This window comes from Lapidilactobacillus salsurivasis (assembly GCF_054785215.1).
The window spans coordinates 330,129-356,485 of the sequence record NZ_BAAABI010000001.1 but is presented as its reverse complement, the minus strand read 5'-3'; the positions used below and the strand labels follow the sequence as shown (position 1 = coordinate 356,485).

Below are 26,357 nucleotides of genomic sequence, written 5' to 3'. Positions count from 1 at the left end.
CAATGAAATCCACGAAATATCTGTTGTTCCTGCTTGTCCCCATCTTACTGTTGACTGGTTGTCAGCCGCGATCCAATTCTACAACCAAGGATTCCAGCAGTCAGTCCAGCACAGCCAAGCAAACCAAGACCAGTTCTAAGCAGGCCACAGGTAAAACAAACGCCAACGCTACGGCGCCAACTGCTCTGGCCCAGGTCCCCCTAGCCGGGATCTGGCACAATGATGACGGGGTGACGTTTACTTTCGACAATCAGGGTAAGTGGTCCTATGAGACTGGAACGGATGCTAAAATCAGCGGGACTTATCAATTGGCTGGTGCGGTTGGACGTGATGTCTTATTGAAGTTGCATGGATTAGACCAAGACATTGGCTCGATCGGCAACTATCTCTGGCTGACTTTTGCTAAGGATAAACAGACGATCGATCTCGCTGGTTTTGGCAAGTTCCAACTGAAGGACAGTGCACTTGATCTTTCCGCGGAGATTCGGATGCCCCACGCGTTCACCGCGAAACCGCAGGCGCTCAAAGAACTGTTAGTTGGGACTTGGATGAATACCGACGAGAATGCAGTCAATGCCATCACCATGAATTTTGATCCTAACGGTAGTTATCAGCGCTATCTGAGTGCGAACGGTCAAGTCGAGCAAGGGACTTATCGCGTTTCCCAGAGCCACAACGCCACCAACCAGGTGCAGATCAAGTTACTGACCAGTGCCGGGCAGGAGAAGATCCTGAAATTCACGAAGAATGGGGACCTGTCACAGTTGACCAGCGTTGATGATCCAGCAACAACCTACGTCAAGAATCTTGTGCCCCAATCAGCCAATTGATTCTTTGGTCTTGCAATTTAGTAAACCGTCAGGCGATCAGCTGGCAGAAGGATGTTTCGGACGGTCCTTCAGCTTGGTGATCGCTTTTTGATATTCTTGATCGATCTCAACGTCGGCGGGGGCCTCGCGTTGCCGAGCGGCCGTTAAGAAAGCGACTAATTCGGGATTACGGTACTCTGTTAATTCCACAACGGCCCAAGCGGCGGTGGCCCGCATAACTGGACGGACATCGTGCTCGATCACGGCCAACAAATGAGGGATCGCACTACGATCACGCAGATTGACCAAGGCAATCACCGCATTTCGTTGCAGTGGTTTCTTCCCGCGCCAGGAACCAGCCAAGGGACCAAACTTGGTCTTGAAGGTCTTGTTGGTCATGGTCAACAGAGGCACCAATTCCGGCATGGTTGCCTCAGGATCTGGTTCCATTTCAGGATGGAAGTGGAAATTCTTTCCTTGATTGAAGGGACAAACAATTTGGCAAATATCGCAACCATAGATCACATTACGAATCATGGGACGAAACTCGGTGGGCATCAACCCCTTCGTTTGCGTTTGGTAGGAGAGACAACGTTGCCCATTTAGGCGGCCATCACCTAGCAAAGCTTGCGGCGGACAGGCGGCGATGCAACGCTGGCACGTGCCACATTGACTGGCTTGCGGTTGATCTGGCGTAAACGGAATATTGGTGATGATCTCACCTAAATAGACATAGGAACCAAATTCCTCGGTGATCAGGAGACCATTACGGCCGATGAATCCCAATCCGGCTCGTTGGGCCACGGCTACGTCAATCAGCTCACCGGTGTCGACCATCGGTTTGAAATGCCAGTCTGGGTCAGCCACAGCCAACGTTTTGATCGCGGTGATCAACTGGTTCATTTTGTCCCGGAGAATTTCATGATAGTCGTTGCCCCAAGACGCCCGCGCGAACTGGCCCCGCTTATATGTCGTTCGAGGTGGACGGGTCGCCATTTTGGTCGGATAGGCGAGCGCAATAGCAATGATCGAGCGCGGCTGGTCAAAAATCAAAGCGGGATCCAGCCGCTCATCTAAGTTCTGATGTTCAAAACCAGTCGTGTGACCGGCCGCCTTTTGGGCCAGCAAACTTGGCCGCAAATGCTCGAAATCCGCGGCAGTGGTGAAGCCGATCTTGTCGATCCCGATGGCCTTGCTGGCAGTGATAATCGCTTGTTTCAAGGTGTTTGTTTCCATTTTGTTCAGCCCTCTCTTAATCTTGACCACGATGGCGGCGGGCCAACTCGGGCACACGCCGTTGTAGTAAAGGCAACAAATAACGATTCATTAACCAATAGCCAATGGCGGTTGCCAGACATAAAGCACCATCAAAGGCCAGCCCCTGGGCATAATATACCCAGAAATGGGGTAAGTGGTAGAAAGGCACGTTCAAAAGCGCATTCCAGAACCCGAAGCTGAACGCTAATAAAGCGGCAACAAAAGTTTGCGCCCAGCGTTTGTCTAACCAATCAAGATGGAGCGCGCCCCACCACAACAGAAAAATCAAGGTATAGGCCAGTAGCTGAAACAACGTCCAGGGACCGACACCAGTACGCAAGTTGCTGGCCAATACTGCAACCAGCATCACCAACCAGCCAGAGGAGAAGCCGGCGAAATCAATCAGGAGCAGATAGAACGCCACCGTGAAAGAGAAGTTGGGCAAGGGACTGGTGATTAAGCCGAGAATGACAGCCAAGGCTGCCATCATGGCGAGAAATGCAATTCTTTTTGCAGGAAGATTGACCATGGGACCATACTCCAATCGAAGACAAATTAATTTGGTAAAAGTGGGGACAAAATTTGAAGTTTTCCGGTTTTTAAGGTACAATAAGAAATGTAAGTAGAGCGAACAAACGTATCTGAACAAAAACGCCAAAGGGAAATCTGCTTACCAGCCCACACTTCACACTTTGTTCACACAATCTTCACAATTTATTCATACATAGTTTCGATCAGCGGCGCGCTTGCGGCGCTTTTTTTGTGCGCCGATTCGTCACGAGTCGCGGCCAAGTAACCCTGATCTGACTGAATTATAGCATATTTGTTAAGATGGGAAAATCCGGTCAACCTTTGGTCACCCCAGGCTCACCCGCCGATCTCGAGGCGCAAGGGACGTGGTTACGGTTTTAAATCATTGGGGTTGGCCGATGATCCTTCCCCAAGAGTTCTAGACCGTCTTGTTAACACAAAAAGGTATCGATGCCTCCAAGTGCGCTACTTTAAGTGACTGATCCGAAGACCGGCGAGTTGGGGATCGCTGTCCCGATTTGCTTATACCCTTAATTTGCTGGGATTTGAGACCCGGAATTACCGAATTACCGATCCAAGCGAGTCATCTTCAAGATGCGCGGCCGGAAGTTCGCAAAAAAAGAGCACAAAAAAAGACAGGCGCCTATGGCCTGTCTTTTCCATTCTTATCGAATGTTATCTTTTTCAAGTATTGGGGGGAGATGAAAAAGAAATTTGTGCTTCAAAATTATTGGGGGGGAAGTCATTTATTGACTACGCTTATTATAGTAAAGGAAAGCTATGAAGCAATTGTGCCCAATTGATTTCGATTTTTCGAAGCTTGGCCCGCTACTCAGCGGTCAAGTAAATGCGGCGGAGATCACGTAAGTCGTTTTCACTTAAATCCAAGATATTTGTTAAGAAATTGTGAACATTTCCAGAAGTTTCTGTGATATCGTGCTCGGCTTGATCTAAATAACCAGGTTCGACGACCCAGAAAGAGCGGGTATTCTGGATTGAGATCTCGCTCTCGCCTTTATTTCGTAAACTGGTCAAGAATTCATCCAAGTATGTTTTCGTGACGGTGTTGGTCAAGAGATAATCCTCGCGAATCGTCCGTTGATCAACGCCCAAAGCATTCAAGAACAAGTAAGCGCCAATGCCAGTACGGTCCTTGCCCCCAGTACAATGGAACAGTAAGGCTTCATTATCTTTGTCATTGGCCAAAAGTAAGGCAAAGAATTGGCGAAAGGCTTTCTGTGCGTGCGGGTCCGTGATAAGATTATGGTAGACCTTGATCATCTGTTGGTAGCCGGCGTTTGGATCCGCTTTTAGCGTCGCGGCGATTTGGGCGGCGCTTTCGGTACTGCGGGTCTCATCAACGGCAAAGATCGGATTGAAAATATAATCAGCTTGTTGGGGCACCCGATCAGGGCCCTTGTCGACCTCATCGCGCGACCGGAAATCGACATCTTGGCGAACGCCATAAGCAGTTAGTTTCTGTTGGTCGGTCGTGGAAAGATCGCAGAGATGGCCGGCCCGGATCACTTTATGATATTTCAGATGGCGTCCATCTTGAGTGGCATAGCCGCCCAATTCGCGAAAATTGTGCCCGCTTTCAATTTTTAGAAGACGTGTTGTCATTTAATAAACCTCACAATCACTTTATTGGGAACGTCTTAATCATAACAGAGAATCAGTGTCATGCAATTGTTTGTTATTTTTTCGTTGGGATCATCTTTTTGATTATTTTGAGAATGGTAGGTGCACTATGCGAATTTTGATTGCAAATCAGGCTTTGGCCGCGAACGTTTCAGGTGCGGACTGTGGCCAAGTTCTGCAGGAAGTTTTACAACAAGATCATCGGGATCATGAGGTGACCTCATTGCCATTTAATGGGGAGTTGAATCAGGTCATTGCTGGGATGCATGAATGGAATGATGGTGAGCTGGTTGATTTTACCTTCTATGGTCCGACCTGGGGTAGCGCGCAGACCACATATTTATTGACGGTTTTGCAAGATGAGACCACCGCCTTGATCGATACAACGAGTTTCAGTAACCCTGTTTTGAGTCAAACTTATCAGAATCATGATTTGTTCCACGCGACGAGCTATGGCCTAGGCCAGCTGATCCTTGATGCGGTCACTAATGAGGCTAAGGAGATCGTTTTGATCCTGGGCGAGACGGGGATGATCGATGGTGGTTTGGGAATGTTGCAGGCGTTGGGCGCCGTGATTTCTGACGAGAGCGGGGATCCGATCCCCGTTGGTGAGAATCCGTTGATCAATTTTGGCTCGATCAATTTGGCCAAGACTTCAGAATTATTGGCGAAGGTCCATCTCACCGTTTTGACCAAGGAAACCACGAATTATAGTGGTCATGATGGTGGCATCGTTAAGGCCGGTAAGCAGTTGGGCTTACTGTCGGAACAAGTGGTTCGTCTAGATGTCCGTGCTGGTGCGGTCAATCGCACCTTGCGGACGTTATTCAGTGTTGATTTGAACGAAACGGTGGGGACCGGTGCGGCCGGTGGCGTGGCTGGCGCCTTGTCTTGCTTAGGGGCGAAGATCGAGACAGATCCATTCGCGTGGCTGATCCGCGTTTTGGATCTGGACAGAATAATGAGCGGCTTTGATGCTGCTTTGTTAACGGCTGGCGCGGTCAATGATGACTTTGTTGATTCCTTGATCTATCATCTTGCGGAACAATGCGCGTTGGTGCAATTGCCGACGGTACTCATGACATTGAGCCGGAGCTTGCCGGCAGCGCGGACACCGTGGCCAACAGTCAGCTTGCTGGTTTTGCCGACCTTGATCGGGATGCAGGTGCCACAGTCCTTTACGGAGGCTGATCCGGGACAAGTTGAAGTTCGCCAAAGTCTATCGTTTACGACTCAAGAAGTGCTGAAGTTACTGCATGATTAGTTTTGACTATGCTGGGTGGCGAAGATGATATGTCTTGATTCTTGTATTTATCAACGTTTAAGTTTATGATTTTAGTATAGAAGAGAAAGCGGGTGCTAGAAATGTTAGAGCAAGAATATCGTAATATCTTGGTTCCAGTCGATGGTTCGCCTGAAGCAGAGTTAGCCTTTAACAAGGCCAAGCGAGTCGCTCAAGCAAACGGCGCACATTTGGATCTACTGACCGTGCTGGATACAAAACAGTTTGTTGGCAATTATGGTGGCGGCTTAACTGGCGATGCGATCTACCAGATTTCTGAGGACGCGCAAAGCTATCTTGAGAATCTTCGGGCGGCCACGATCGAGCGTGATGGGCTGAAAGATATTGGCATCCATGTCCGTTTTGGAAATCCTAAAGTCGTGATTGCCAAAGATTTCCCCCGGGATCATCATACTGATTTGATCATGATCGGTGCAACTGGTTTAAATGCGGTGGAACGGGTTCTGGTGGGTTCGGTCACTGAATATGTTAATCGTCAGGCACCGTGCGATGTGTTGATTGTTCGGACCGATTTGGAAAACAAGTATCAAGGCCGGCGCCGTAAGAAATAAGCTCTGAAGCGCCGCTAATTATTAGTATCTGAATACTTCCACTAATGGCCCCCATTTCCGTTGACCTCTGTTAAAATAAGGTGAACGGTGAATGGAGGCTTTTTTGATGGCTAATTGTTCTTGGGCGCAGGGGTCACCAGCGCTACAACAGTACCATGATCAGATTTGGGGGAGACCAGAACATTCCGAGCGGTTGCTCTTTGAATGGTTGTGTTTGGAAACCTATCAGGCAGGATTGAGTTGGCAAACGGTGCTAAACAAGCAAGCGGCTTTCGAAGCAGCTTTTGCCGATTTTGAATTGACCAAAGTCGCGGCGATGACGGACAACGATTTGGAACGCCTGTTGCAAGATCCGACCATTATTCGCAATCGGCTGAAGCTTAGTGCCACGATCAATAACGCGCAGGCGATCTTGAAATTGGACGCAAGCGGCGAGTATGACTCCTTGGCTACTTACTTGTGGCATTTCGTTGATGGTCGACCGATCATCAATCGGCCGCGCCAAGATGCTGATGTGCCTAGCACCTCACCTTTGGCCAAAACGATTGCCAAAGATATGAAACAGCGGGGTTTCAAATTTGTCGGTCCCACTGTGATTTACTCGTGGTTACAGGCAGTTGGGGTGGTGGACGATCATCTCGTCGGCTGTCGCGCCAAAACCGCGAATTAAGGAACCGGCCACGGCTGCCGGTCGTCTAAGGCTGGTTGACTGGCTTCGACGCCGCAGCAACAAGGTCTGACCATTTGTGGAGCGTTTAATGGCTGATCCAAACTGGTCACAGTAGTTACAGATATTTTTATCAAAGTAGCCTATTTTTGGTTGTTCACCTGATAATCATAGTTGATAATTATATATAAAAGACGTATTATTTACTTAGGTTGTATATTTCTTATTACACAATAAATCGGTGGAGGCCTGGCCTCCATTTTTCATATCATCATGCTAATCGTTGATGATGATGCTCGCTGAAATGTTGGGCAAGTACGGTTGCTCAACCCAATCGTGCCGTTGGTTTAAACATTTCGTAAGGAAGGAAAAATGATTGAAATCAGTGGCGTGACGTTGATCGTCATGGAATTGCTTGTTATTTTTGGAACTTTGTTTGTTTTTCAGTTTGTTGGGAATTCGTATTCACGGCGGCATTCAAATGATGCGGTTTGGGTCGGGAAAATGGATTGGCAGTTACGCTTGATTACCACGATTCTTTTCTGTCTCGTTGGGATTATTTTGGTTACCTTTCAGAAATTAACTGCCAGTGATTCACGCATCGCGGTCAATCTAGTGATTGCTTCAATGATTATGGTAATGACCTTTGTCAGCCAGGATGTGATCGTGGCTGTCTTTGATGTGACGGCGTTATATTATTTCGCGCTTCATGGCATTGATCCTAGCACCTTGGCCTATGTGGTCTTTTATGCGGTTTTATTCGGCTTTCTGCTAGGAGTGACGCGCAACACCAAAGTCGGCCCTTGGTGGCGGCTACTGCTCTTTAATCTTTTGGGCGCGCTGTATTGGCTGGCGACCTACGCATTTTACGTCCAAATCATGCATGTGTTGGACATGTCGGTGCGCCAGTTATTCTATTATCTGTTACAAATGATTGTGTTGATTTCGGTACCTTATACGGTTGCGTATTCAATGCAGCTGGATCAATTGACGGTTTTCAAACGGACTCAGGAAGTTTATCTTGATGGCTTGACCCATGTTTATAATTATCACGCCTTTAACTTGAACTTGGAACATGCCTTTCAATTTAGTCAGGAGAATCAGACACCCTTATCAATGATGGTATTGGATTTGGATCATTTCAAGCACATCAATGATACCTATGGTCACTTGGCGGGGAATTATGTCTTGGTTCATTTCTGTGAAGTGGTGCTTGAGCAACTCCCTGTTAGTAGTGAGTATAAACTTTATCGCATTGGCGGCGAAGAATTCGCTCTGATTTTTTCTGAGACAGAGTCTGCTCAGGCGCTCGCTTTGGCTAAACAAATCGAGCAGCGTGTACGGGATGCCGAATTTATATATCGCGGTACGGCGATTAGACTGACTTTTTCCGGAGGATTGGCCCAAACCGGAGCGGATGACCTGACCTCACGGCAATTTTATGATCGGGTCGATGGTCTGACTTATCTATCGAAACAAAAAGGCCGTGATCAAATCACTGTGGGACCGCGGTTGATGAACGGGCTTAACGATTGACTGTTGATCGTATGAATTTCTTTTTGGAGCTGTTGAGATGATTCGAATTAATAGTAATGGGTTCGCGTTTATTGAACTCATGGTCATTTTAGGGATTTTTTTCTTATTTCAATTCGTTAGCAATAGTTACACTTCGCGTCATGCTAATGAGGCGATCTGGGTTGGGAAAATGGATTGGCGTTTGCGGATTTTGGCAACCGCCTTTTTCTCCTCGGTTGGTCTGATCATGTTTATTTTTCAGAAGTATAATGATGCGTCGCCTATGCTGCTGGTTAATCTGAAACTGGTCACCTTGATTCTGGTGATGATGTTCGTGAGTACTGATGTGGTCATCGCGTCGTTCGACATTATTTGTTTGGGTTATTTGATTTTTCGGGGAATCACGGTTAACTCACTCTTCTATATTATGATGTATGCGGCGATTTTTTTTGTGATTTTATTTATCGGAAATACGCCGCACATCAAGCATTGGGTTGTTCGTCTGATTCTGTTCAACTTGGCCGGTCTGCTTTTTTGGGTGGGCTATTATAGCTATAACGTTCTCTACGCTAAAACGTATACGGCAAGCTTATCGACAGTCGTTACCTATATGATTCAAATGGTGGTGTTGATTTCGATTCCTTACATGTTGTCGTATTCAATGCAGCTGAACCAAGAAATGATTTTTAAACGGACCCAGGCAGCGTATATTGATGGTTTGACGCACACCTATAATTACCATGCTTTTAACCTGAATATGGAGCATACTTTCCAGAGAAGTCAAGAGAAGGGCTTGCCACTGGCCATGATGATCATGGATTTGGATCACTTTAAGTGCATTAACGATACTTATGGCCATTTGGCGGGTAACTATGTCCTGATTAATTTCTGTCTCGCGGTGAAACGAGCTTTAAAGTCGAAGCAGGACGCGTCTTTTTATCGAATCGGGGGCGAGGAATTCGCGCTGGTTTTCTCGCAGGTCTCAACCACGGATGCGGAGGCTGCGAGTCAAGCTGTTCTGATGGAAGTTCGTGATACGGTCTTTCAATATAAAGGCAATATTATCGATTTGACCTTTTCAGGTGGGCTGAATTCGACCTTACCCACGGATGAAACTTCAAAGGAGTTTTTTGATCGGGTGGATTTATTAACTTATACTGCTAAACGCCATGGTGGCAATCAAATCGTTAGTGAGGCGACCGATTTGACCATCACCGCTGACGAGAATATGGCGGATAAGATTTCGGCGGCTGATCGCTTGGCTAGCGAGCGGGCTGATTTTCTCAGAGCAGGTTCACAGAACGCTGAAGAAACGAGCTCTAATAATAATTAGGGGTTCCACCACGAACTGGTCTTTCTGATCGTAGTAGATTGAGAGTTCTTGGTATTTAACGTAAGCTTTCATGGAAGGACGCAGAAGGACGCAGCCTCCGAATTCGGTGGTGCGTTTTTTTATTTGGCTTTTAGGTCGATCGGGGAGATTGTCTCTTAGGGCAATCGCTGTGGTTACGGTTGCTCCCGTGCTATACTGGTAGGTAAGTTAGGGGCATAAGGAGGCGTGAGCAATGCAACTGTTTTTAAATTGGTTAGCGAAGAAGAATCGCCATCGCTCAGCGCTTGAGCGGCGGGCCAATTACGGCTTCTTTGCTGGCTTGGTTGGTATTATTTCTAACTTGATTCTCTTTGGGTTGAAAATTGTGATTGGTGTGATTTCGGGTAGTATCGCGATCATCACCGACGCTGTGAACAACTTATCCGATATGTTGTCATCGGTGGTCACGGTGATCGGGTTTAAGATGGCGGAGAAGAAACCCGATCACGACCATCCCTATGGTCACGAACGTTCGGAAACGATCGCAGGGTTCCTGATTTCAATGGTGATTCTGTTTGTTGGCTTGCAGTTCACCACAACGTCGTTTAAGAAAATCTTGGATCCAGTCAGTGTAAGTTATGCGCCGGCGGTTTATGTGGTGCTCGCACTGTCGATCGGTTTGAAGATCTGGCAAGTGCTGTTTTACCGGCGAGTCGGGCAAATCATTGACTCGTTGACCTTAGTTGCCACTGCTAAAGATAGCTTGAATGATGTTTATGCCACCATCGCCGTCCTTGTGTCCGCCGTTATCCAGAATATGACTGGTTGGCAGTTGGATGGGTATGTCGGGTTAGCGGTGGCCATTTATATTTTGATCAGCGCCTTGACCATGATTCGCTCTTTTATCAGCTCGCTCCTAGGTCACCAGCCGGAAGACGCCTTGCTGGCGAAAATGACCACTCTTTTGGACGACTCCGAGGCGATCCTGGGCTATCATGACCTGATGGTGCACCAGTACGGTCCCAATAGTATTTTCGCCACGGTCCATATTGAGTTGGACAGTGGTTGGTCCTTGAACCACGCCCATAAGGTGATCGACAAAATCGAACATGATTTCTGGCATCAGCAACACATTCATATGGTCTGCCATGTGGATCCCATCGATATTCGGAGCCGGAAATCCGCTCAGATCTATGAAGCGGTCCAAGCTGTCATTGGTCATTATCAGTTGGGCTTGCAAACCCACGACTTTCATGTGGAGCGGTTAGTCAACAGCGATCATCTGATCCAGTTTGATGTGATCGTTCCCGATTCTGTCAAGGTTAGCGATGATGAATTGCTGGTGGGCATCAACCACGATCTGCGGAAGATCCTCGGCGATGTTACCGCCGAGATCACCTTTGACCACAATTATGCGATGCATGATCATACCTTGATTTAGCATGTTGATTTAGAACGGTTGAGCCATTTTGGCCGGGGTATGGTTAGAAGTGTGTGTGGTTTGTCAGGTGCGGCGGGGTAGCATCGCGCTACCGCCGTCTGAGGACGTTTGTCAGGGCTGAGGGTTGTTTCTTGCCCGTTAGACAAGTAAAATGAAAAGCGGATAGATATTTTTAGGAGGACGAGAGATGGAACGCGAAGCAATCAAACAATACGCTGATTGGTTACAAACCAATACTAATGAAATCGTGGCGCAAAAAATCAAATTTGAGGCCGACAAGGTTTATCAACTGATCGACACGCTGCATATTTTCGAACAGCCCGTGACGACTTATTTGACCATGTCACAGGAGACCTACTATCGGACGGTTTCCGATCACAAGCTGACCTTACCAGGTGAGCGCGACACCATGAGCAAATTACAGGACCGGGTGCTGGTCAATCACGTTGACGGCGCCTTAGCCGATGGTGAGATCCAGTTTGAATATAATCACGAGGATAGCTATTCCGAAGGCTACTCGCCGCGTAAGGACCTGCAAATCATCGCGTATAGCTTCAAGGTGTTGGGCGCGGTCGTGGCCATCAGCAGCACGGAGCTGGTCCGCCAGAACTTATCGAAGGATGCGGCCATCAGTATCGCGCTAGCGGCCGATGCGTTGACCCAGTGGCAAGCGGCTTAATTGAAAAATGTGCATCAATCAGACGTCCCTGGTAGGGGCGTTTTTTTGTTGCTGGGCTAATGCTCAAAGTCAAACCCGTTGTGTTCCGCACTCTGAAACGTGGTCGGCATTGTTTGCTTTCTGTTCTTGAATCCGTGTTTAATTGCAGGCTTTTGGTGGGTGTTGCGCGTGAGCGCAACCGGCTGGGACTGCTGTTGCGGACTGGAACGTGGTGGGCGTCGTTTGAAGCCAATCCGCAGGCCCAGCGGCTTGTCTTCAAATCGAGCCTTGTCCTAAGCGGCAAAGCCGCCAAGGACAATTTCACCACTGAGCCGCGCAGTCCCAGCCGGTTGCTAGGCAGAATTGCGATTATCAGCAATCGAAGCGAAGGATTTGGCGAAGTGCTTTTGCAAGCTAGAGGTCAACCAATTGCCCACTTTTTGGTGGTACTGTAACACCAACGGATTTGAATTAGGTGGTCGGTATATTTGGGTAGTCTGAACATCTCTATTTGTTTTCGCAACAAACCATGGGTGATGGATCGGTTGTTCTAAATCTTTTGCTTGATTGCAGGTGCGGGGGGTGGATGGGGACGCAACCGCCTCAGGACGTTTGTCGTGGCTGGAAACGTAGCTCCCTGCGCTTAGCTACGTAACTATTCCGGGAGGCATAAACCCGCCTCCAAAATAGTTGCTAAGCTAATGCTCAGAAACTGACCAGGTCCGCTCTCACTCTAGATAGAGCCACACGTCCTGAGGCGGTTGCTAGGCAGAATTGAGCCGATCTGCAATTGAAGTTGGGTATCTGACGAAGTGCTTTGGCAAGCTAGAGGTCAAACAATTCCCACTGTTTTGGTGGTACGGCAATATCAACTGACTCGGATTGGGAGACCGGAATACTTTGCGTAGGCTGAACGTGTCAACTGTTTCCTTAACAATCTGTGGGTGGAAACCGACCGATTCAGTTGATTCACTGAGAACTAGGTTTGTTCATCAGACAGACTGCACTGGTGTCACCAATTTAAAGCTTGTAACCACTAGCCATGGTCGTCATTTGCGTGGCTCCCCATCAAGTAGCCATAGCTTGCCAGTTGGCGTGAGTGCTCAAACGTCTATTATAATGTTGAGCGGCTGGAGCGGAGAAATTCGGGGTGAGATCGCCGTGAAATTGTCCTTGGCGGCTCTGCCGCTTAGGACAAGGCCTGATTTTGAGACAAGCCGCGCACTTTGAGGATTGGCTCAAAACAGCGCCCACAGCGAGCTCACCCCGAATTTCGCAGCGCAAGCTGCGGCCAACCTACTTTTGCTAGGCAAATGCTCAGGAGCTACCCGGATCGGTTCTCACTCTGGATAGAGCCGCACAGTCCCCGTCGGTTGGTATAGTTTGCGTTGGTTGAACATCTTTACCTGCCCCCTAGATAATCCTCGATGAAACCGACTGATTCAGTTGATTCTCAAGAACCTGCCCCAGTTCATCAGACAGACTGCACTGGTGTCACCAATTCAAAGCTTGTAACCACTAACCACGGTCGTCATTTGCGTGGCTCCTCATCAATTGGCCATAGCTTGCCAACTGGCGTGAGCGCTCAAACGGCTGTTATAACGTTGAGCGGCTGGAGCGGAGAAATTCGGGGTGAGATCGCCGTGAAATTGGCCTTAGCGGCTCTGCCGCTTAGGCCAAGGCCTGATTTTGAGACAAGCCGCGCACTTTGCGGATTGGCTCAAAACAGCGCCCACAGCGAGCTCACCCCGAATTTCGCAGCGCAAGCTGCGGCCAACCTACTTTTGCTAAACAAATGCTCAGGAGCTACTCAGATTGGCTCTGAACAAAAAAAGCTCGTCAGAGGAGTTCTCTGACGAGCGGGGGAAGCATTCAAAATTTACTCACCGAGATTGTATTCTTCGGCGGCGGCTTGATAACCGGCGACTTCTTCCTCGGTAGCGAGGACAAAGTGCCCGGGAACGATTTCTTGCAACGAACGAATCTGGCCATCATTCTCGATACTATTGTCATAGTTCTTGCGATGACGATTCCGTTCGTAAAACGGATCAGGCAAAGGTACAGCCGAGAGCAAGCTCTTGGTGTACGGATGCAGGGGGTGATTGTAAACCTCATTGGCGGTGGAAAGCTCCATCAAGCGACCATTATGCATAACCGCGATGCGATCACTGATGTATTTAACCATTGATAAATCATGGGCGATAAAGAGATAAGTTAAATTTTGCTCTTTTTGGATGTCGCGCAGCAAGTTGACAACTTGCGCCTGGATCGACACGTCTAAAGCGGAGATCGGCTCATCAGCGATGATAAAGCGTGGTTCCACCGCTAAGGCGCGGGCGATCCCGATCCGTTGCCGTTGTCCACCGGAGAACTCGTGGGGATAGCGGGTGGCGTGATCGTGGCTTAAACCAACGAGATCCAGCAGTTCGTTGACGCGCGCATCGCGTTCTTCGTCGGTTTTGACCAGATGATGGATGTCCAAGCCTTCAGCGATAATGTCCTTAACCTTCATTCGTGGGTTCAGTGAGGCATAAGGATCTTGGAAGATCATTTGCATTTCCCGTCGGAATTGTAACATATCTTTATGCTTGATCTTGCTAATGTCGGTACCGTTGAATTTGATTTCACCGCTGGTTGGATTATACAGCCGGATGATACTGCGGCCGGTGGTGCTTTTGCCGGAGCCGGATTCACCAACAAGCCCGAAAGTTTCACCTTCATAAATATCAAAACTGATATCGTCGATGGCTTTGACTTCATTGCGGCGACCAGCGTTGAAGTATTGTTTGAGATGCTTGACCTCAATCAGCTTCTTGCGCTCGTTAGGTTGCGGATTATTCTGCATCGTCCTTCACGCCTCCTTCGTCATTTTCAGGTTGAGTGATCTTACCTTCAGCGACCAAACGTCGGAATTCTTCCTGGCGCTTTCTAATGGCGACTGGCGGTTCGGTCTTGGGTGCGTCGGGATGAAGGAGCCAAGTTGCCGCATAATGAGTATCAGAGACCTTAAAGAAAGGTGGCATGGCCTGATAGTCGATTTGCATCGCATAAGGATTACGTGGTGCGAACGCGTCACCCTTAGGTGGGTTCAGCAAGTTCGGCGGCGTCCCGGGAATCGCGTATAAACGATCGGAATCAGTATCCAGGGTCGGCATAGAATTCAGCAGCCCCCAAGTGTAAGGATGTTGCGGATTGTAGAAAATCTCGTCAACGGAACCATATTCGATGATCTTGCCGGCGTACATGACCGCGACCCGATCGGCGATCCCAGCAACCACACCCAGGTCATGGGTGATGAAGATGATCGATGTTTCGATCTTGTTTTGTAATTCTTTCATCAGGTCGATGATCTGCGCTTGGATCGTCACGTCCAGAGCGGTCGTGGGTTCATCGGCGATCAGGATCTCTGGGTAGTTGACAATGGCGATGGCGATGACGATCCGTTGCCGCTGCCCACCAGAGAATTGGTGCGGATAGTCCTTCATCCGATTCTTCGCGTTGGTGATCCCAACCAGTTCCAGCACTTCTTCAGCGCGGGCCATCGCCTTCTTCTTCGACACATTGCCATGGATCAACAGTGGCTCCGCGACTTGTTTGCCGATCGGCATGGTCGGATCTAACGAGGTCATTGGATCTTGGAAAATCATCGAAATATCGTTCCCGCGAATCTTTTCGATCTCACGATTACTTAATTTCAAAATATCGCGGCCCTTGAAATCGATCGAGCCACTGGCGATTTTGGCGTTGTTGGCCAATAAGCCCATGATACTACGGACTGTGACCGATTTGCCAGAACCGGATTCACCAACGATTGCCAAAGTTTCGCCTTTGTTTAAATGAAAATTGACGTTACGAATAGCTTTCACTGAGCCGGCGAAGGTATCAAAATCTATTTGTAAGTCGTTCACTTCTAGAATTTTTTCCATCTTGTGCCGCTCCTATTCCTGTGTTTTTGGATCAAAAGCATCACGTAAGCCGTCAGCTAACAAGTTGAAAGCAATCATAATGATACTGATGACTGCCGCTGGATACCACATTTGATAAGGCAAGAAGCGGAAGGTCTTTTGCCCATCTGATAATAAGGTACCCAACGAAGCGTTTGGCGCTGGGATCCCGATCCCAATGAAGCTTAAGAAGGCTTCAAAGAAGATTGCCGTGGGAATCGAGAACATCGTCTGGATAATGATCGTTGAGGATAGATTCGGGATCAGATGCTTTAGGGCAATCCGGAAAGGCGATTCGCCCAAAGTTTGCGCCGCCAGAATGTATTCCTGGGTTTTCAAGGTCAACGTTTCTGCCCGGACTAGCCGGGCCATGGTGATCCAGCCAGTGATCCCCATGGCGACTACGATTGAACCTAGTCCTGGTGTGAAGAGTAGCAACATCAAGATCACCACGACCAAGTTCGGGATCGAAGAAATGATTTCAATGATCCGTTGCATGATCGTATCGGTTTTGCCGCCTTTCCACCCGGAAATGATTCCGTATGGCACCCCGATCACCAAGTCGAACAAAGTCGCCAGTAAACCGATCAACAGGGATAAGGCCACACCTTTCATTAGCCGCGAGAACAAATCACGGCCTAAATAGTCGGTGCCTAAAACATAGTAAGTTCCCTTAGGAACCTTCGCCGCCGCATATTTATCGACGATATTGCCGCCGACATTGGCCTTCCCGGTGAAACCAGGGATGTTACCATTCGCGATTTTCGGTGGTAAGTTCGCGTAGGCGACATGCTGCGCGTTGGGATCGCTAGGGGTCCACCAAATCGAGACGATCGAAATGAAAATAATGATCGCCAACAACCAGAAAGAGAAAACCGCCGCTTTGTTTTTCCGTAGCCGGCGGATCGCGTCTTGGAAGAAGGTCAGGGAAGGCGCAGAAATCTTCTCTTGTTCGTCAACGTTATTGGCCGCGACAGGTTTGAAACTGTCCGCGTTTAGTTTGATATCAGAAGTATTATCAGCCATTAGTTAGAGCCCTCGTTTCCGCTAAGTCTGATTCGTGGGTCGATGAATCCGTAAAGGATATCAACGATCAGGATCACAACAACCAACATGAATGAGTACAACAAGGTCAGTCCCATGATTGTTGGATAGTCATTGGTTGTGATTGATTTGACGAATTGATCGCCGATACCAGGAATCGAGAAGATATTCTCGACGACCATTGAACCAACCATCAGATCGACCGCCATCGGTCCGATGATCGTGATAACAGGAATCAGCGAATTACGTAATGCGTGCTTAGCCACGGTTTGCCAAGGGGTATTCCCCTTAGCCCGCGCTAATTCAATATAATCCGAGTTCAAAACATCGACCATTTCTGTCCGCATGAACCGGGCAGTTGTTGCCAGTGGGGCCATTGACAAAGCAATCGTTGGTAGAATACTCGAACGAAATCCTTCATCCCACAAAGCGATCGGGAAAATTTTGAGCTTGAATGCTAAGTAGAACTGGAGTAAAACGGCGAAAACAAAGTTCGGGATCGAACGTCCCAAAATCGCGAAAAAGGTGGCCAGTGTATCGACCCAAGTATTCTTCCGGATCGCGGCTAACGCGCCCAAAAGAATGCCCAAGACCGTACCCAAAACAATCGCCTGAGCCCCAATTTGCATGGAAGGCCCGATCCGACTAGAAATCAAGAACGACACTGGTTGGTTATTGAATTGGAATGATGTCCCAAAGTTACCTTGGACGATTCCAATCAAATAAATGAAATATTGCTGGTAAACGGGTTTATTCAGCCCATATTGCGCATCCATGATCGCCCGTTGCTCTGCCGTCATTTTTGCTTGGTTCGCGTAAGGCGAGCCCGGCATCAACTTCATTAGAAAGAAAGTTGCCGTCGCAATGATAAACAGGGTCAAGATCATGTACATGATACGTTTGAAAATATATTTCCTCATGTTTTACACTCCCTATATGCCTCAATAAATAAAATGATCGCCGAATCACCTGCTACTTAATTCGCATGTTCCTATCTTACAGTAAAACGATCAAATTGTAAATTGAGTTTTTAATTAATTTCTCATCTGATTTCGGATTGATTGGACGAAGTTGTGCTGTGACAAAGTTTAAATGAGCGCGCCAGACTAAGTGAATAATGAGAACCGCCATTTTGACGCCTGATCGGTGTGAAAATAAAGCCCGCTCCACCAACGCGTTGGCCGCCCCCGGGGTTGCCGCAAAAGTCTCCACCTCTTATATAGGTAGAAAGAAAGGCAACTTCGCGTCGTTGGCCGTGCTTGTCAGCGGTGGCGCTGGCGGACGAACTACGCGCCAACTTTTAAAACAAAACCGCAAACTGGCGGTGTCCAGCTTGCGGTTTAGGAGAGGTTTAGGAACTAATTGGGAAGTCAGCTCCTGAAGCAAAAATGCTTTGCTTGTTACTTGCCAGCAATATAGGTGTGTACGAAGTTGTACATATTTGCTGGCGAGTACGCCAAGTTCTTGATCTTTGAGTTGATCAGGTGGCCTTGAGCACGTTGATAAATTGGAACGATCCCTTGTTCTTTCGTCAAGATCTCTTGTGCTTTCAACAGATCTTGGGCACGAGCGTCTTCGTCAGTGACATCAGTGGTTTTGCTAGCTTGGATCAGCTGATCATATTCAGGGCTGTTCCATTTACCATTGTTGTATGAGTTGTCGCTGGTAAACAAGTCGAGGAAGGTGATTGGGTCTGGGAAGTCAGCGCCCCAAGCGGTCATGACAATGTCGAAATCGCCGTTTTCAGAACGGGTCAAGCGGCTCTTGAATGGCACGGTGGAGATCGTCAGCTTCAAGCCAGGGAGATTCTTCTCTAATTGACTTTGGAAATATTCAGCGGATTTCTTAGCGCCTTCAGAATCATCGGTTAGGTATTCCAAGTTCAAGCTTGACACACCGGCTTCTTTCAAGCCTTCTGTCCAAAGCTTCTTGGCTTCGGCGGCGTCATACTTCGTTGAGTTGCCGGCGTTTTTGGCGGCTGCTTTCGAGAAGTCAGTGCCGTCTGGCGTTTGGGCCAAATTCTGCGGCGTAAGGTTAGCGGCAGGAATCGAAGAATCACCTAAAACGTTATTGACGAATTCCTTACGATTGATTGCTTTGGAAATAGCTTGCCGCACTTTTTCGTTCTTGAAGGCGGGAACTTTCTTCTCGTTGAGTTCGAGGTAGAAGACGGTCGCTTGCGCCAATGGCTTGTAACTTGGATCGTTCTTCATTTGTTGCGCGGTTTCGCCGCTGATGGTGACGTCATCCATCTTGCCACTTTGGAACAAGTTCAAAGCGGTTGAGCTGTCTTTGACAACTTGGACTTTAACTTCATCCAATTTAACAGCTTTCGCGTTCCAATAGCTCTTGTTCCGCACTTCACTCCAACTGTTATTGGTTCCAGTCCACTTAGTCAACTTGAATGGGCCATTGTAAACTGCCTTATCGGAAGAAGTACCATATTTATCACCGTACTTCTCAACAACCTCTTGATTTTGTGGGAAGAAGGCTGGGTTCACGACCATCGTCTTGAAATAAGGAATAGCGTGTTCCAATTCGACTACCAGCGTGTGACTATCCTTGGCGCTGACGCCCAAGGTGCTGGCTTCCTTCTTGCCGTTCATGATATCGTCGGCGTTTTTGATACCCGAATACAGATAAGCGTATTGTGACTTGGTCGCGGGATCAACGGTTCGCTGCCAAGCGTAGACGAAGTTCTCCGCGGTGACCGCGTCGCCATTGCTCCACTTGGCATCCTTCCGCAATTTGTACGTGTAAGTCTTGCCTTCATTGGTGGGCTCAACGATCTTGGTCGCGATCGCCGGTTCCAACGTGGCACCGTTATAACGATAGAGACCATCCATCGTATCGACCGCTGCCTGTCCGGAAATCGCGTCTGTCATGACTGACGTGTCCATCGTACTGATGACATCGCCTTCCATCCGCGTCAAAACTTGTTTGGCGGCGGAACTACTTGTTGATGAGCTACCTGAGCCGGAATTGTTCGATCCACAGGCAGCCAGAATGGTTGCCGCAGCCAGGGCCACGGTTGTTAATTTTGCTAATTTTTGCCACTTCATCATGATTCCTCCTGTAAATAGTACTTCGAATCTGAGAGAAAGAAGAATAGTTGTCCAGGCTATTATCATTCTCTCATCTGTTTATTGGACATTTACCTTGCCAAGCCTGATTTATCACGCTGAACTAATGTGATTAGGCAATATCATACAACATCGAGATTAAAAAGTAAATAATAAACTTCAAAAATATCTCATTTATCTTTTTATTTACGGTAGAATCACCTGATTATGACGCAAAATAGCAGTTTCTTTCTGAGAAAACAAAAAGAAACCCCGAGCATGACCATACTCGGGATTTCCTTTCAGCATTAAGGAGATATAAATAATTATAAAAATAATTATTTATCAAAAATAAGGAGAAAACGGATAACGAAAGATGTGGTTTAAATCAGCGGTAACGCACACCCTTTTTTTAAGCACTTCAACAAAATGAAATGGGCTCTCATTTAAACGTCCAAGGCTTAAAGCGTAATCAGGAAATTGATTACGTGTTTTTATAATACCCCGCTTTGATTAAAAAGTAAATAGCATTTTCATATTTTCTTAATTTTAACAAATGGCTTGGTGGCGCACGTTTGGATAAATGAAGCACCTGAATTCATCCTTTTCACAAAACTAACGAATTCTATTATGAGAAGAAATTAGGCCGCAACATTAATTAGCCATTTGTTACTAGCTGGCACTGCGGTTGATGCGACCACTAGTTTCGTTCCAGTTTTAAACGTGTTCGCCACCCCCTGATCCCTCTGCTTAGCTTCGTAATTGTTCCGAAAGTGAAACCCACTTCTAAAATCTTGGCTAGGTTAATGCTCAAGCGCTACCCGGGTCGGTTCACACTGTTTCGAACGCGGTGGTCAGGAAATTGCGCACTTTTAAGGTGGGACGGTAATGCCAACGGATTCCAGCAGTCTGTGCTTGATTGCAGGTTTGCTGGGTTTGGATGGGGACGCAACCGGCTGGGACTGCTGATGCGGACTGGAACGTGGTGGGCATCGTTTGAAGCCAATTCCAAAAGCAGGAATTGGCTTCAAATCGAGCCTTGTCCTAAGCGGCAAAGCCGCCAAGGACAATTTCACCACTGAGCCGCGCAGTCCCAGCCGGTTGCTAGGCAGAATTGAGCCTATCAGCCATCAAGTTGATGGATTAGACGAATTGCTTTTGCAAGTGCGATGGTCAAACGATTACCCACTTTTAAAGTGGTCCGGCAGTGCCAACGGATTCAACCAGACTTGCCTTAGTTCATCAAGCAGACTTTTTGGTGTCACCAATTTAAAGATTGCAACCACTAACCACGGTCGTCAATTCCGTGGTTCCCAATCAATTGGCCATAGCTTGTCAATTGACGTGAGTGCTCAAACGGCTGTTATAACGTTGAGCGGCTGGAGCGGAGAAATTCGGGGATAGCGCCCACAGCGAGCTCACCCCCAAATTTCGCAGCGTAAGCTGCGGCCAAGCTACTTTTGTTAGGCTAATGTTCAGGAGCTAATCCGTTATGTCCTGCACTCTGTTTTCCCCGGATTACGAAATAATTGCAATGATGGCTTTCTATTTGTGCTGAGCTTAAGCGATCGCATGAATCATTCGGATACATTTATTTATTATTGGAAAATAACATTGATAATATAAATGGGTATGTTATCGTTATTATTGTAAACGTTCACAAAAAACGTTGGGGCGCAGATTTAGTGACTATCAACTGCAAAAAGTTTAGTTAGGAAAGCAATGGGCGTCACAATACTGGCATCGGCATTACTCGTATTTATGACGCCAGCAGGTGTTCAGGCTACATCTGGGAATTGGAACTCGGTCACCGGCAAAGATATGAGTGGCATCTCCGAAGAAATGACTGTAAATCGGGCGGAAACTACCATTTTTTCGGGTTTTTTATTACAAATGGAAGTGGGGAGCAGTTAGAGATGGAACTAGAGCTGGTAGGATTAACCAAAAGATATGGCGAGAAAGTTGTCTTGAGCAACTTGAACCAAAAATTCGATTTAAATGGTAAAATTACCGCAATCGTCGGAAAAAGCGGGGAAGGGAAATCAACCCTACTAAATATTCTTTTCGGAATTGACCAAGATTACGAAGGAAAATATTTGATCGATCAGAAAGACGCACGTAAATATTCTGATCGTGAATGGGACGATTTGCGACGCCAGCAAATCCAAATCGTTTACCAAGACTTTAAACTACTGGAAAGCTTTACTGTGCGGGAGAACTTATCCTTTTCAAATAATAGCGACCAAGATTTTCTGCCACGCTTCACCAAGCTAATGAAATTGCTTGGTTTGGAAGATATCAGCAACACTCAAGTTCGCAACATCAGCGGCGGACAGAAACAAAGAGTCGCGGTGGCTAGAGCTTTACTCAATGAGCCTAGCGTTATTTTGATGGATGAACCAACCGGGAACCTCGATAAGACACATACAGAAGAGTTATTAGTCTATCTCGAAAAAATCAAACAGACTGGGATCAGTATCGTGATTATTTCCCATGATGATCGTGTTCTACCATTTGCGGATAATATCTACCGCCTGACAGAAGGAAAGCTCGATTTGGAGCAGCAGGCCACAAGTGGGACCCCGGCCAATGAAGATCATTCAAAGCCGATTCTGAAGAAAACAAAGAAATCGCTGCTGACTCTGGGGAATTATTCGCGACTAGATGTTCTGCACAACCTCAAAGAATTTATCCTGATCAGTCTCCCGATGGTGCTTATTTTGGCTGTCTTTATGCTGGTTTTATCGGCCTACAAACAGGTGTCATTAGATAGTTTAACCGATATTTTTAAAGGATTACCCGACAATGTCATTTATTTAGATTCACAGACGCTTAAGGAGCCATATCAGAAGAAACTAAGTAAACAGCACATTGAATCCAGCACAGATGGCGCCCGAATCTATTTCTCAAAACAGGATTTAAAGGACGTCAAGACAATTGCCCAAGTAAAGAAAGTATTGGCCTTTGATACAACCATTTCCATCTTGGACCGTTCTGACAATGAGTTACAAGAGCGACTGGAAAAGAAAGACCTGCCTGAAATTTTCAAATCCTATCGTAGCTACGGTTCTGTTCCTGAGCAAACGCCGATCGTCTTTCAAAGTATCATGCTACCAGCGCAGGATTTAAAGGACTATAATCCTCAAGAAATCCAACTTAGTGAAGGTGAGTTTCCTAGCAAGAATGACGATGTGCTGATTCCTGACTTTTATAAAATTTACCTCACTCAGAAAAAGCAAAATACGAAAAATATTTCTCTGAAAATCAGAACGGAACATGACGACTTTCGCGAAAAAAAGTATCATGTTTCGGGCACGTATGTAACGGATTATCAAAATGATCTTAGGCCAGCGACCAAATTTGGCGGCACTAATGTATTCGCTTTTTATACAAAGTTTCATGACCTCACAGATCTCACCGCGATGAAATCAAAAGAATCATATAAGAACTATAAGACGTCATTCTCTGTTAATGAGGCCACCAAGAATTACTCGCAGCAGATTATTGGCTCTTATCAACAATATCGCAAAAGTGTTGGAGTTGGTAAGCCTGGTCTGCTAGTTGTTGCCAACAATAAAAGTGATGTTGCGACAATATCCAAACAATTAGAGAAAATGTTTCCGTATTACCAACAAAAGTCGCGTTACGCGTTAAAGAATGGTGACTTTTCCGCTATCTACCGCAAGCTAGTCCTGTCCTTAGTTTTGGGCGTTTCGGTTGTTGCTGTGTTGTTAACGGTCATCTTCGTTTTATTGAATAAACAGACGATTTCGCATAAGAAGAAAGAGTTGGCGATTTTATTTAGTCTGGGCTATTCAAAAAGTAACGTCAAATCAATTCTATCGATGGAAATATTCACCCAATTCATCGTCATTTACCTTGGTTCTATCGGAATTCTAGCATTAGCGCGATATTTTATTTTGGATCATCTTTCATATCGTCGCTTTTTCATCAACCTCTTCTCGGGGTCAAACCAGTTGCTTATGCTAATTATTATTATTCTCGCCACACTTGTGTCAGTTGTTTGGGGAACGGCCAGTATTAAGAAAAACAAATTAATCGAAAGTCTTAAGTAGAGGAATGAAAATGAAAAAAACAATTATCATTATTACCACGATCATTGCTTTAATTGCCGTGTTTGTCCTCTATGCCCAGAAGACAACCAAGCTATCCGTGGCTAACCGTAATGATGTGACTATCAGTGTTGTCCAAAAGGAAGATGAAACAGAAATTGTGATTAAGCCAAAGAAAAAATTTGTTTATTTAACAACGGCGACCGACGATTCAGATAACTATTTAATTTACCAAAGCGGTCGTTTCTTCTGGGAATTCTCCGCGAAGAACAATATCGTTTTAAGCTATAAAAATAAAAGTGATGATTTCGTCGAACGTCCGAGTGGCTCAAAAGTAAAAGCAAGCGAGATCAAGAAAATAATCATCGAGTTTTCAAAGAATGAATCAGAAGAATTGGCGCTAACACCTGAATCCTGAGTGGCGTGATTGGAATTTGGGTTTGGGATTGGAATTTGGAATCAAAATTTGGGATCGAAGCGCGAGTACTTTTACGGTGGCCGCGATATTAGCAGGATAAGCAGAGTCCAATGCGGCTTTAAATAGTGTCAAATTTAAAAGAAGATCAAGCTGTCAAGACTACTCCGGACAGCCCAATCTTCTTTTCTGCTATATCTGGCGAAAACCGACATCTTGGCCTGGCGCCAAATCCTGGCATGGTCGTTAAGACATAAGCACCCTTTAAACTTCGGCGGGACATCAGTAACTGCTTTATAAAAACTGGGTATCGCGTGCTTTAACACAGCTTTTTTGAAGTAATCTCGGTAGCTGGAGACACTCATTTGCACGACCTCAATAAATTGCTGTCTTTTTTTCGTCCAAAAAAGCACCGCGGCTTTTTTACCACGGTGCTAACTGGGTCTGTTACATTCGCAGATCTGCTTGAATTGCGATTATTTGGCGATATAGGTGTGGACGAAATTGTATTGGTTTGATGGTGAGTAAGCGACATCTTTGACATTGGGGTTGACCAAGTGAGCTTGGGCAGTCTGATAAACCGGAATGATCCCGGCCTCATCTGTCAGAATGTTCTGGGCTTGCAATAGATCATTGAACCGCTTCTTTTCGTCGGTTACATCGGTGGTCTTGCTAGCTTGGATCAATTTGTCGTAGTCTGCGTTGGACCATTTACCATTGTTGCTTTGGTTGCCGGTGGTGAAAAGATCCAGATACGTGATCGGATCAGGGAAGTCAGCGCCCCAAAGCGTGATACAAATATCGAAGTCGCCACTTTCAGAGCGCGTTAGCCGCGATTTGAACGGCAATGAGGTGATCTTCATTTTCAGGCCGGGCAGCACACTTTCCAATTGACTTTGGAAGTATTCAGAGGACTTCTTAGCGTTTTCTGAGTCGTCAGTCAAGAAATCAACGTTAAGACTGGTGATCCCGAGCTCCTTCAAGCCTTGCTTCCAAAGCTTTTGGGCTTCTTTCTTGTCGAAAGTTGTTGGGTAGTCATGACCCTTAGTCGCCGCTTTTGCGAAATCGGTCCCGTCAGGCATTTGCGCCAGATTCTGTGGTACAGCTGTGTGGGCCACCAGTGAAGAGTTACCCAGAACTTGGGTGACAAATTCTTTCCGATTGATGGCTTTAGACATGGCCAGCCGAATATTCTTGTTACGGAAAGCGGCCACTTTCTTTTGGTTCAATTCTAAGTAGAACGTTGAGGCTTGCGGTTGCGCCTTGAAGGATGGGTCCTGCTTCATTTGCCGCGCGGACTCGCCACTTAAAATAGCGTCGTCCAATTTACCGCTCTGGAAGAGGTTCAAGGCGGTGGAAGGCTCCTTGACGACTTGCACGTCGATCCGGTCTAACTTCACGGCTTTCGCGTTCCAGTAACTCTTGTTTTTGACTTCGCTCCAACTTAAGTTCGTTCCGGTCCATTTAGTCAGTTTGAAAGGACCATTATAAACAACTTTATTATAGGCGGTGCCATATTCGCTGCCATATTTCTTAACGGCTTTTTCGTTTTGTGGGAAAAAGACGGGGTTGGTCAGCAGGCCATCCATATAAGGAATAGCGTAGTCTAGATCAACCTTTAAGGTGTGGGCATCGACAGCGGTGATCCCTAAATTCTCAGGCTTCTCGCTACCTTTCATAATGGCGTCCGCATTCTTGACGCCAGCGAACAGGTAGGCATACTGTGATTTAGTCGCGGGATCAACGGCCCGTTTCCAACCATAGACAAAATCTTGAGCTTGGACAGGATCGCCGTTGCTCCATTTCGCGTTCTTGCGCAGGTCGAAGGTGTAGGTCTTGCCATCGTTGGTCGGCTTGACCACCTTGGTTGCCACGGCCGGTTCTAGTTTGGCGCCGTTGTAACGATAGAGCCCATCCATCGTGTCAACTAATGCTTGTCCCGAGATCGAATCGGTGACAGCGGCGGAGTCCATGCCGCCAATCACGTCACCCTCCATTCGGGTGAAGACCTGTTCACTCTTGCCCGTACTGCTCTTTTTGCTATTGCCGCCACAAGCGGTCAGCAAAGTTAAGGCCACGAGGGAGGTCAGCCCCACTTTAGCCCAATTTGTTAACTTCATATTCAGTTTCCTCC

The 26,357-nt window shown here is 47.0% G+C and carries 23 protein-coding genes; 14 read left to right on the top strand and 9 right to left on the bottom strand.

From position 1 onward, the window contains the following. The first annotated feature begins 2 nt into the window (after positions 1-2). Positions 3-830: a hypothetical protein gene (locus ACYVSB_RS01660; protein ID WP_461218172.1), complete on the top strand. Its 828-nt coding sequence runs from the start codon at positions 3-5 to the stop codon at positions 828-830. Between the two features lie 36 nt (positions 831-866). Here ACYVSB_RS01660 and queG read toward each other — a convergent pair whose 3' ends face one another. The 3 genes from queG to ACYVSB_RS01645 all read right to left on the bottom strand — a co-directional run bounded on the left by queG (position 867) and on the right by ACYVSB_RS01645 (position 4,220). Then, on the bottom strand, positions 867-2,045 hold the full coding sequence (gene queG / locus ACYVSB_RS01655) for a tRNA epoxyqueuosine(34) reductase QueG (protein WP_125602318.1): 1,179 nt from the start codon (positions 2,043-2,045) through the stop codon (positions 867-869). Between the two features lie 16 nt (positions 2,046-2,061). Continuing rightward, complete coding sequence (locus tag ACYVSB_RS01650; protein ID WP_125602321.1) at positions 2,062-2,595, bottom strand: hypothetical protein; 534 nt, start codon at positions 2,593-2,595, stop codon at positions 2,062-2,064. Positions 2,596-3,425: 830 nt separating this feature from the next. Continuing rightward, on the bottom strand, positions 3,426-4,220 hold the full coding sequence (locus ACYVSB_RS01645; protein ID WP_461218171.1) for a tyrosine-protein phosphatase: 795 nt from the start codon (positions 4,218-4,220) through the stop codon (positions 3,426-3,428). 127 nt (positions 4,221-4,347) lie between these two features. Between ACYVSB_RS01645 and ACYVSB_RS01640 the strand changes: the two genes are divergently transcribed. The 10 genes from ACYVSB_RS01640 (at position 4,348) to ACYVSB_RS01595 (ending at position 13,541) form a co-directional block, all read left to right on the top strand. Then, positions 4,348-5,502, top strand: coding sequence for a glycerate kinase (locus ACYVSB_RS01640; protein ID WP_461218170.1), 1,155 nt, complete (start codon positions 4,348-4,350; stop codon positions 5,500-5,502). A 101-nt stretch (positions 5,503-5,603) separates the two neighbouring features. Beyond that, complete coding sequence (locus ACYVSB_RS01635) at positions 5,604-6,092, top strand: universal stress protein (protein WP_125599708.1); 489 nt, start codon at positions 5,604-5,606, stop codon at positions 6,090-6,092. A 106-nt stretch (positions 6,093-6,198) separates the two neighbouring features. Next, a complete protein-coding gene (locus ACYVSB_RS01630) occupies positions 6,199-6,762 on the top strand; it encodes a DNA-3-methyladenine glycosylase I (protein WP_461218169.1) in 564 nt (187 codons plus the stop codon). Positions 6,763-7,131: 369 nt separating this feature from the next. Then, positions 7,132-8,295 carry a GGDEF domain-containing protein gene (locus ACYVSB_RS01625; protein WP_461218168.1) on the top strand — a complete coding sequence of 388 codons (1,164 nt, stop codon included), beginning with the start codon at positions 7,132-7,134 and terminating at the stop codon, positions 8,293-8,295. A gap of 37 nt (positions 8,296-8,332) precedes the next feature. Further along, entirely contained in the window at positions 8,333-9,607 is a 1,275-nt protein-coding gene (locus tag ACYVSB_RS01620; RefSeq protein WP_125599716.1) for a GGDEF domain-containing protein, read from the top strand. Positions 9,608-9,839: 232 nt separating this feature from the next. Further along, entirely contained in the window at positions 9,840-11,027 is a 1,188-nt protein-coding gene (locus tag ACYVSB_RS01615) for a cation diffusion facilitator family transporter (RefSeq protein ID WP_125599719.1), read from the top strand. Between the two features lie 187 nt (positions 11,028-11,214). Further along, positions 11,215-11,706: a hypothetical protein gene (locus ACYVSB_RS01610; RefSeq protein WP_125599722.1), complete on the top strand. Its 492-nt coding sequence runs from the start codon at positions 11,215-11,217 to the stop codon at positions 11,704-11,706. Between the two features lie 155 nt (positions 11,707-11,861). Continuing rightward, positions 11,862-12,140: a hypothetical protein gene (locus ACYVSB_RS01605; protein ID WP_125599726.1), complete on the top strand. Its 279-nt coding sequence runs from the start codon at positions 11,862-11,864 to the stop codon at positions 12,138-12,140. 445 nt (positions 12,141-12,585) lie between these two features. Further along, entirely contained in the window at positions 12,586-12,915 is a 330-nt protein-coding gene (locus ACYVSB_RS01600; RefSeq protein WP_461218167.1) for a hypothetical protein, read from the top strand. 197 nt (positions 12,916-13,112) lie between these two features. After that, positions 13,113-13,541, top strand: a complete 429-nt coding sequence (locus tag ACYVSB_RS01595; protein ID WP_461218166.1) for a hypothetical protein — start codon at positions 13,113-13,115, stop codon at positions 13,539-13,541. 23 nt (positions 13,542-13,564) lie between these two features. Here ACYVSB_RS01595 and ACYVSB_RS01590 read toward each other — a convergent pair whose 3' ends face one another. The 5 genes from ACYVSB_RS01590 to ACYVSB_RS01570 form a co-directional block, all read right to left on the bottom strand. After that, a complete protein-coding gene (locus tag ACYVSB_RS01590; protein ID WP_461218165.1) occupies positions 13,565-14,530 on the bottom strand; it encodes an ABC transporter ATP-binding protein in 966 nt (321 codons plus the stop codon). Beyond that, entirely contained in the window at positions 14,520-15,611 is a 1,092-nt protein-coding gene (locus ACYVSB_RS01585; RefSeq protein WP_461218164.1) for an ABC transporter ATP-binding protein, read from the bottom strand. Before ACYVSB_RS01585 ends, ACYVSB_RS01590 begins: the two co-directional genes overlap by 11 nt. A 12-nt stretch (positions 15,612-15,623) precedes the next feature. Continuing rightward, on the bottom strand, positions 15,624-16,655 hold the full coding sequence (locus ACYVSB_RS01580) for an ABC transporter permease (RefSeq protein ID WP_125599738.1): 1,032 nt from the start codon (positions 16,653-16,655) through the stop codon (positions 15,624-15,626). Next, positions 16,655-17,593, bottom strand: coding sequence for an oligopeptide ABC transporter permease (gene opp3b, locus ACYVSB_RS01575; RefSeq protein ID WP_125599741.1), 939 nt, complete (start codon positions 17,591-17,593; stop codon positions 16,655-16,657). Before opp3b ends, ACYVSB_RS01580 begins: the two co-directional genes overlap by 1 nt. A gap of 480 nt (positions 17,594-18,073) precedes the next feature. Next, entirely contained in the window at positions 18,074-19,735 is a 1,662-nt protein-coding gene (locus ACYVSB_RS01570; RefSeq protein ID WP_461218163.1) for a peptide ABC transporter substrate-binding protein, read from the bottom strand. A gap of 996 nt (positions 19,736-20,731) precedes the next feature. On the opposite strand from ACYVSB_RS01570, the gene ACYVSB_RS01565 reads away from it, so the two are divergent. From ACYVSB_RS01565 to ACYVSB_RS01555, 3 genes are all read left to right on the top strand, one after another. Next, on the top strand, positions 20,732-21,139 hold the full coding sequence (locus ACYVSB_RS01565; protein ID WP_461218162.1) for a hypothetical protein: 408 nt from the start codon (positions 20,732-20,734) through the stop codon (positions 21,137-21,139). Positions 21,140-21,651: 512 nt separating this feature from the next. After that, on the top strand, positions 21,652-23,811 hold the full coding sequence (locus tag ACYVSB_RS01560) for an ABC transporter ATP-binding protein/permease (protein ID WP_461218161.1): 2,160 nt from the start codon (positions 21,652-21,654) through the stop codon (positions 23,809-23,811). 10 nt (positions 23,812-23,821) lie between these two features. Beyond that, positions 23,822-24,226: a hypothetical protein gene (locus ACYVSB_RS01555; RefSeq protein WP_461218160.1), complete on the top strand. Its 405-nt coding sequence runs from the start codon at positions 23,822-23,824 to the stop codon at positions 24,224-24,226. Between the two features lie 473 nt (positions 24,227-24,699). Here the strand turns inward: ACYVSB_RS01555 and ACYVSB_RS01550 are convergent, their stop codons facing one another. Next, entirely contained in the window at positions 24,700-26,343 is a 1,644-nt protein-coding gene (locus ACYVSB_RS01550; protein ID WP_125599745.1) for a peptide ABC transporter substrate-binding protein, read from the bottom strand. Positions 26,344-26,357: the final 14 nt, after the last annotated feature.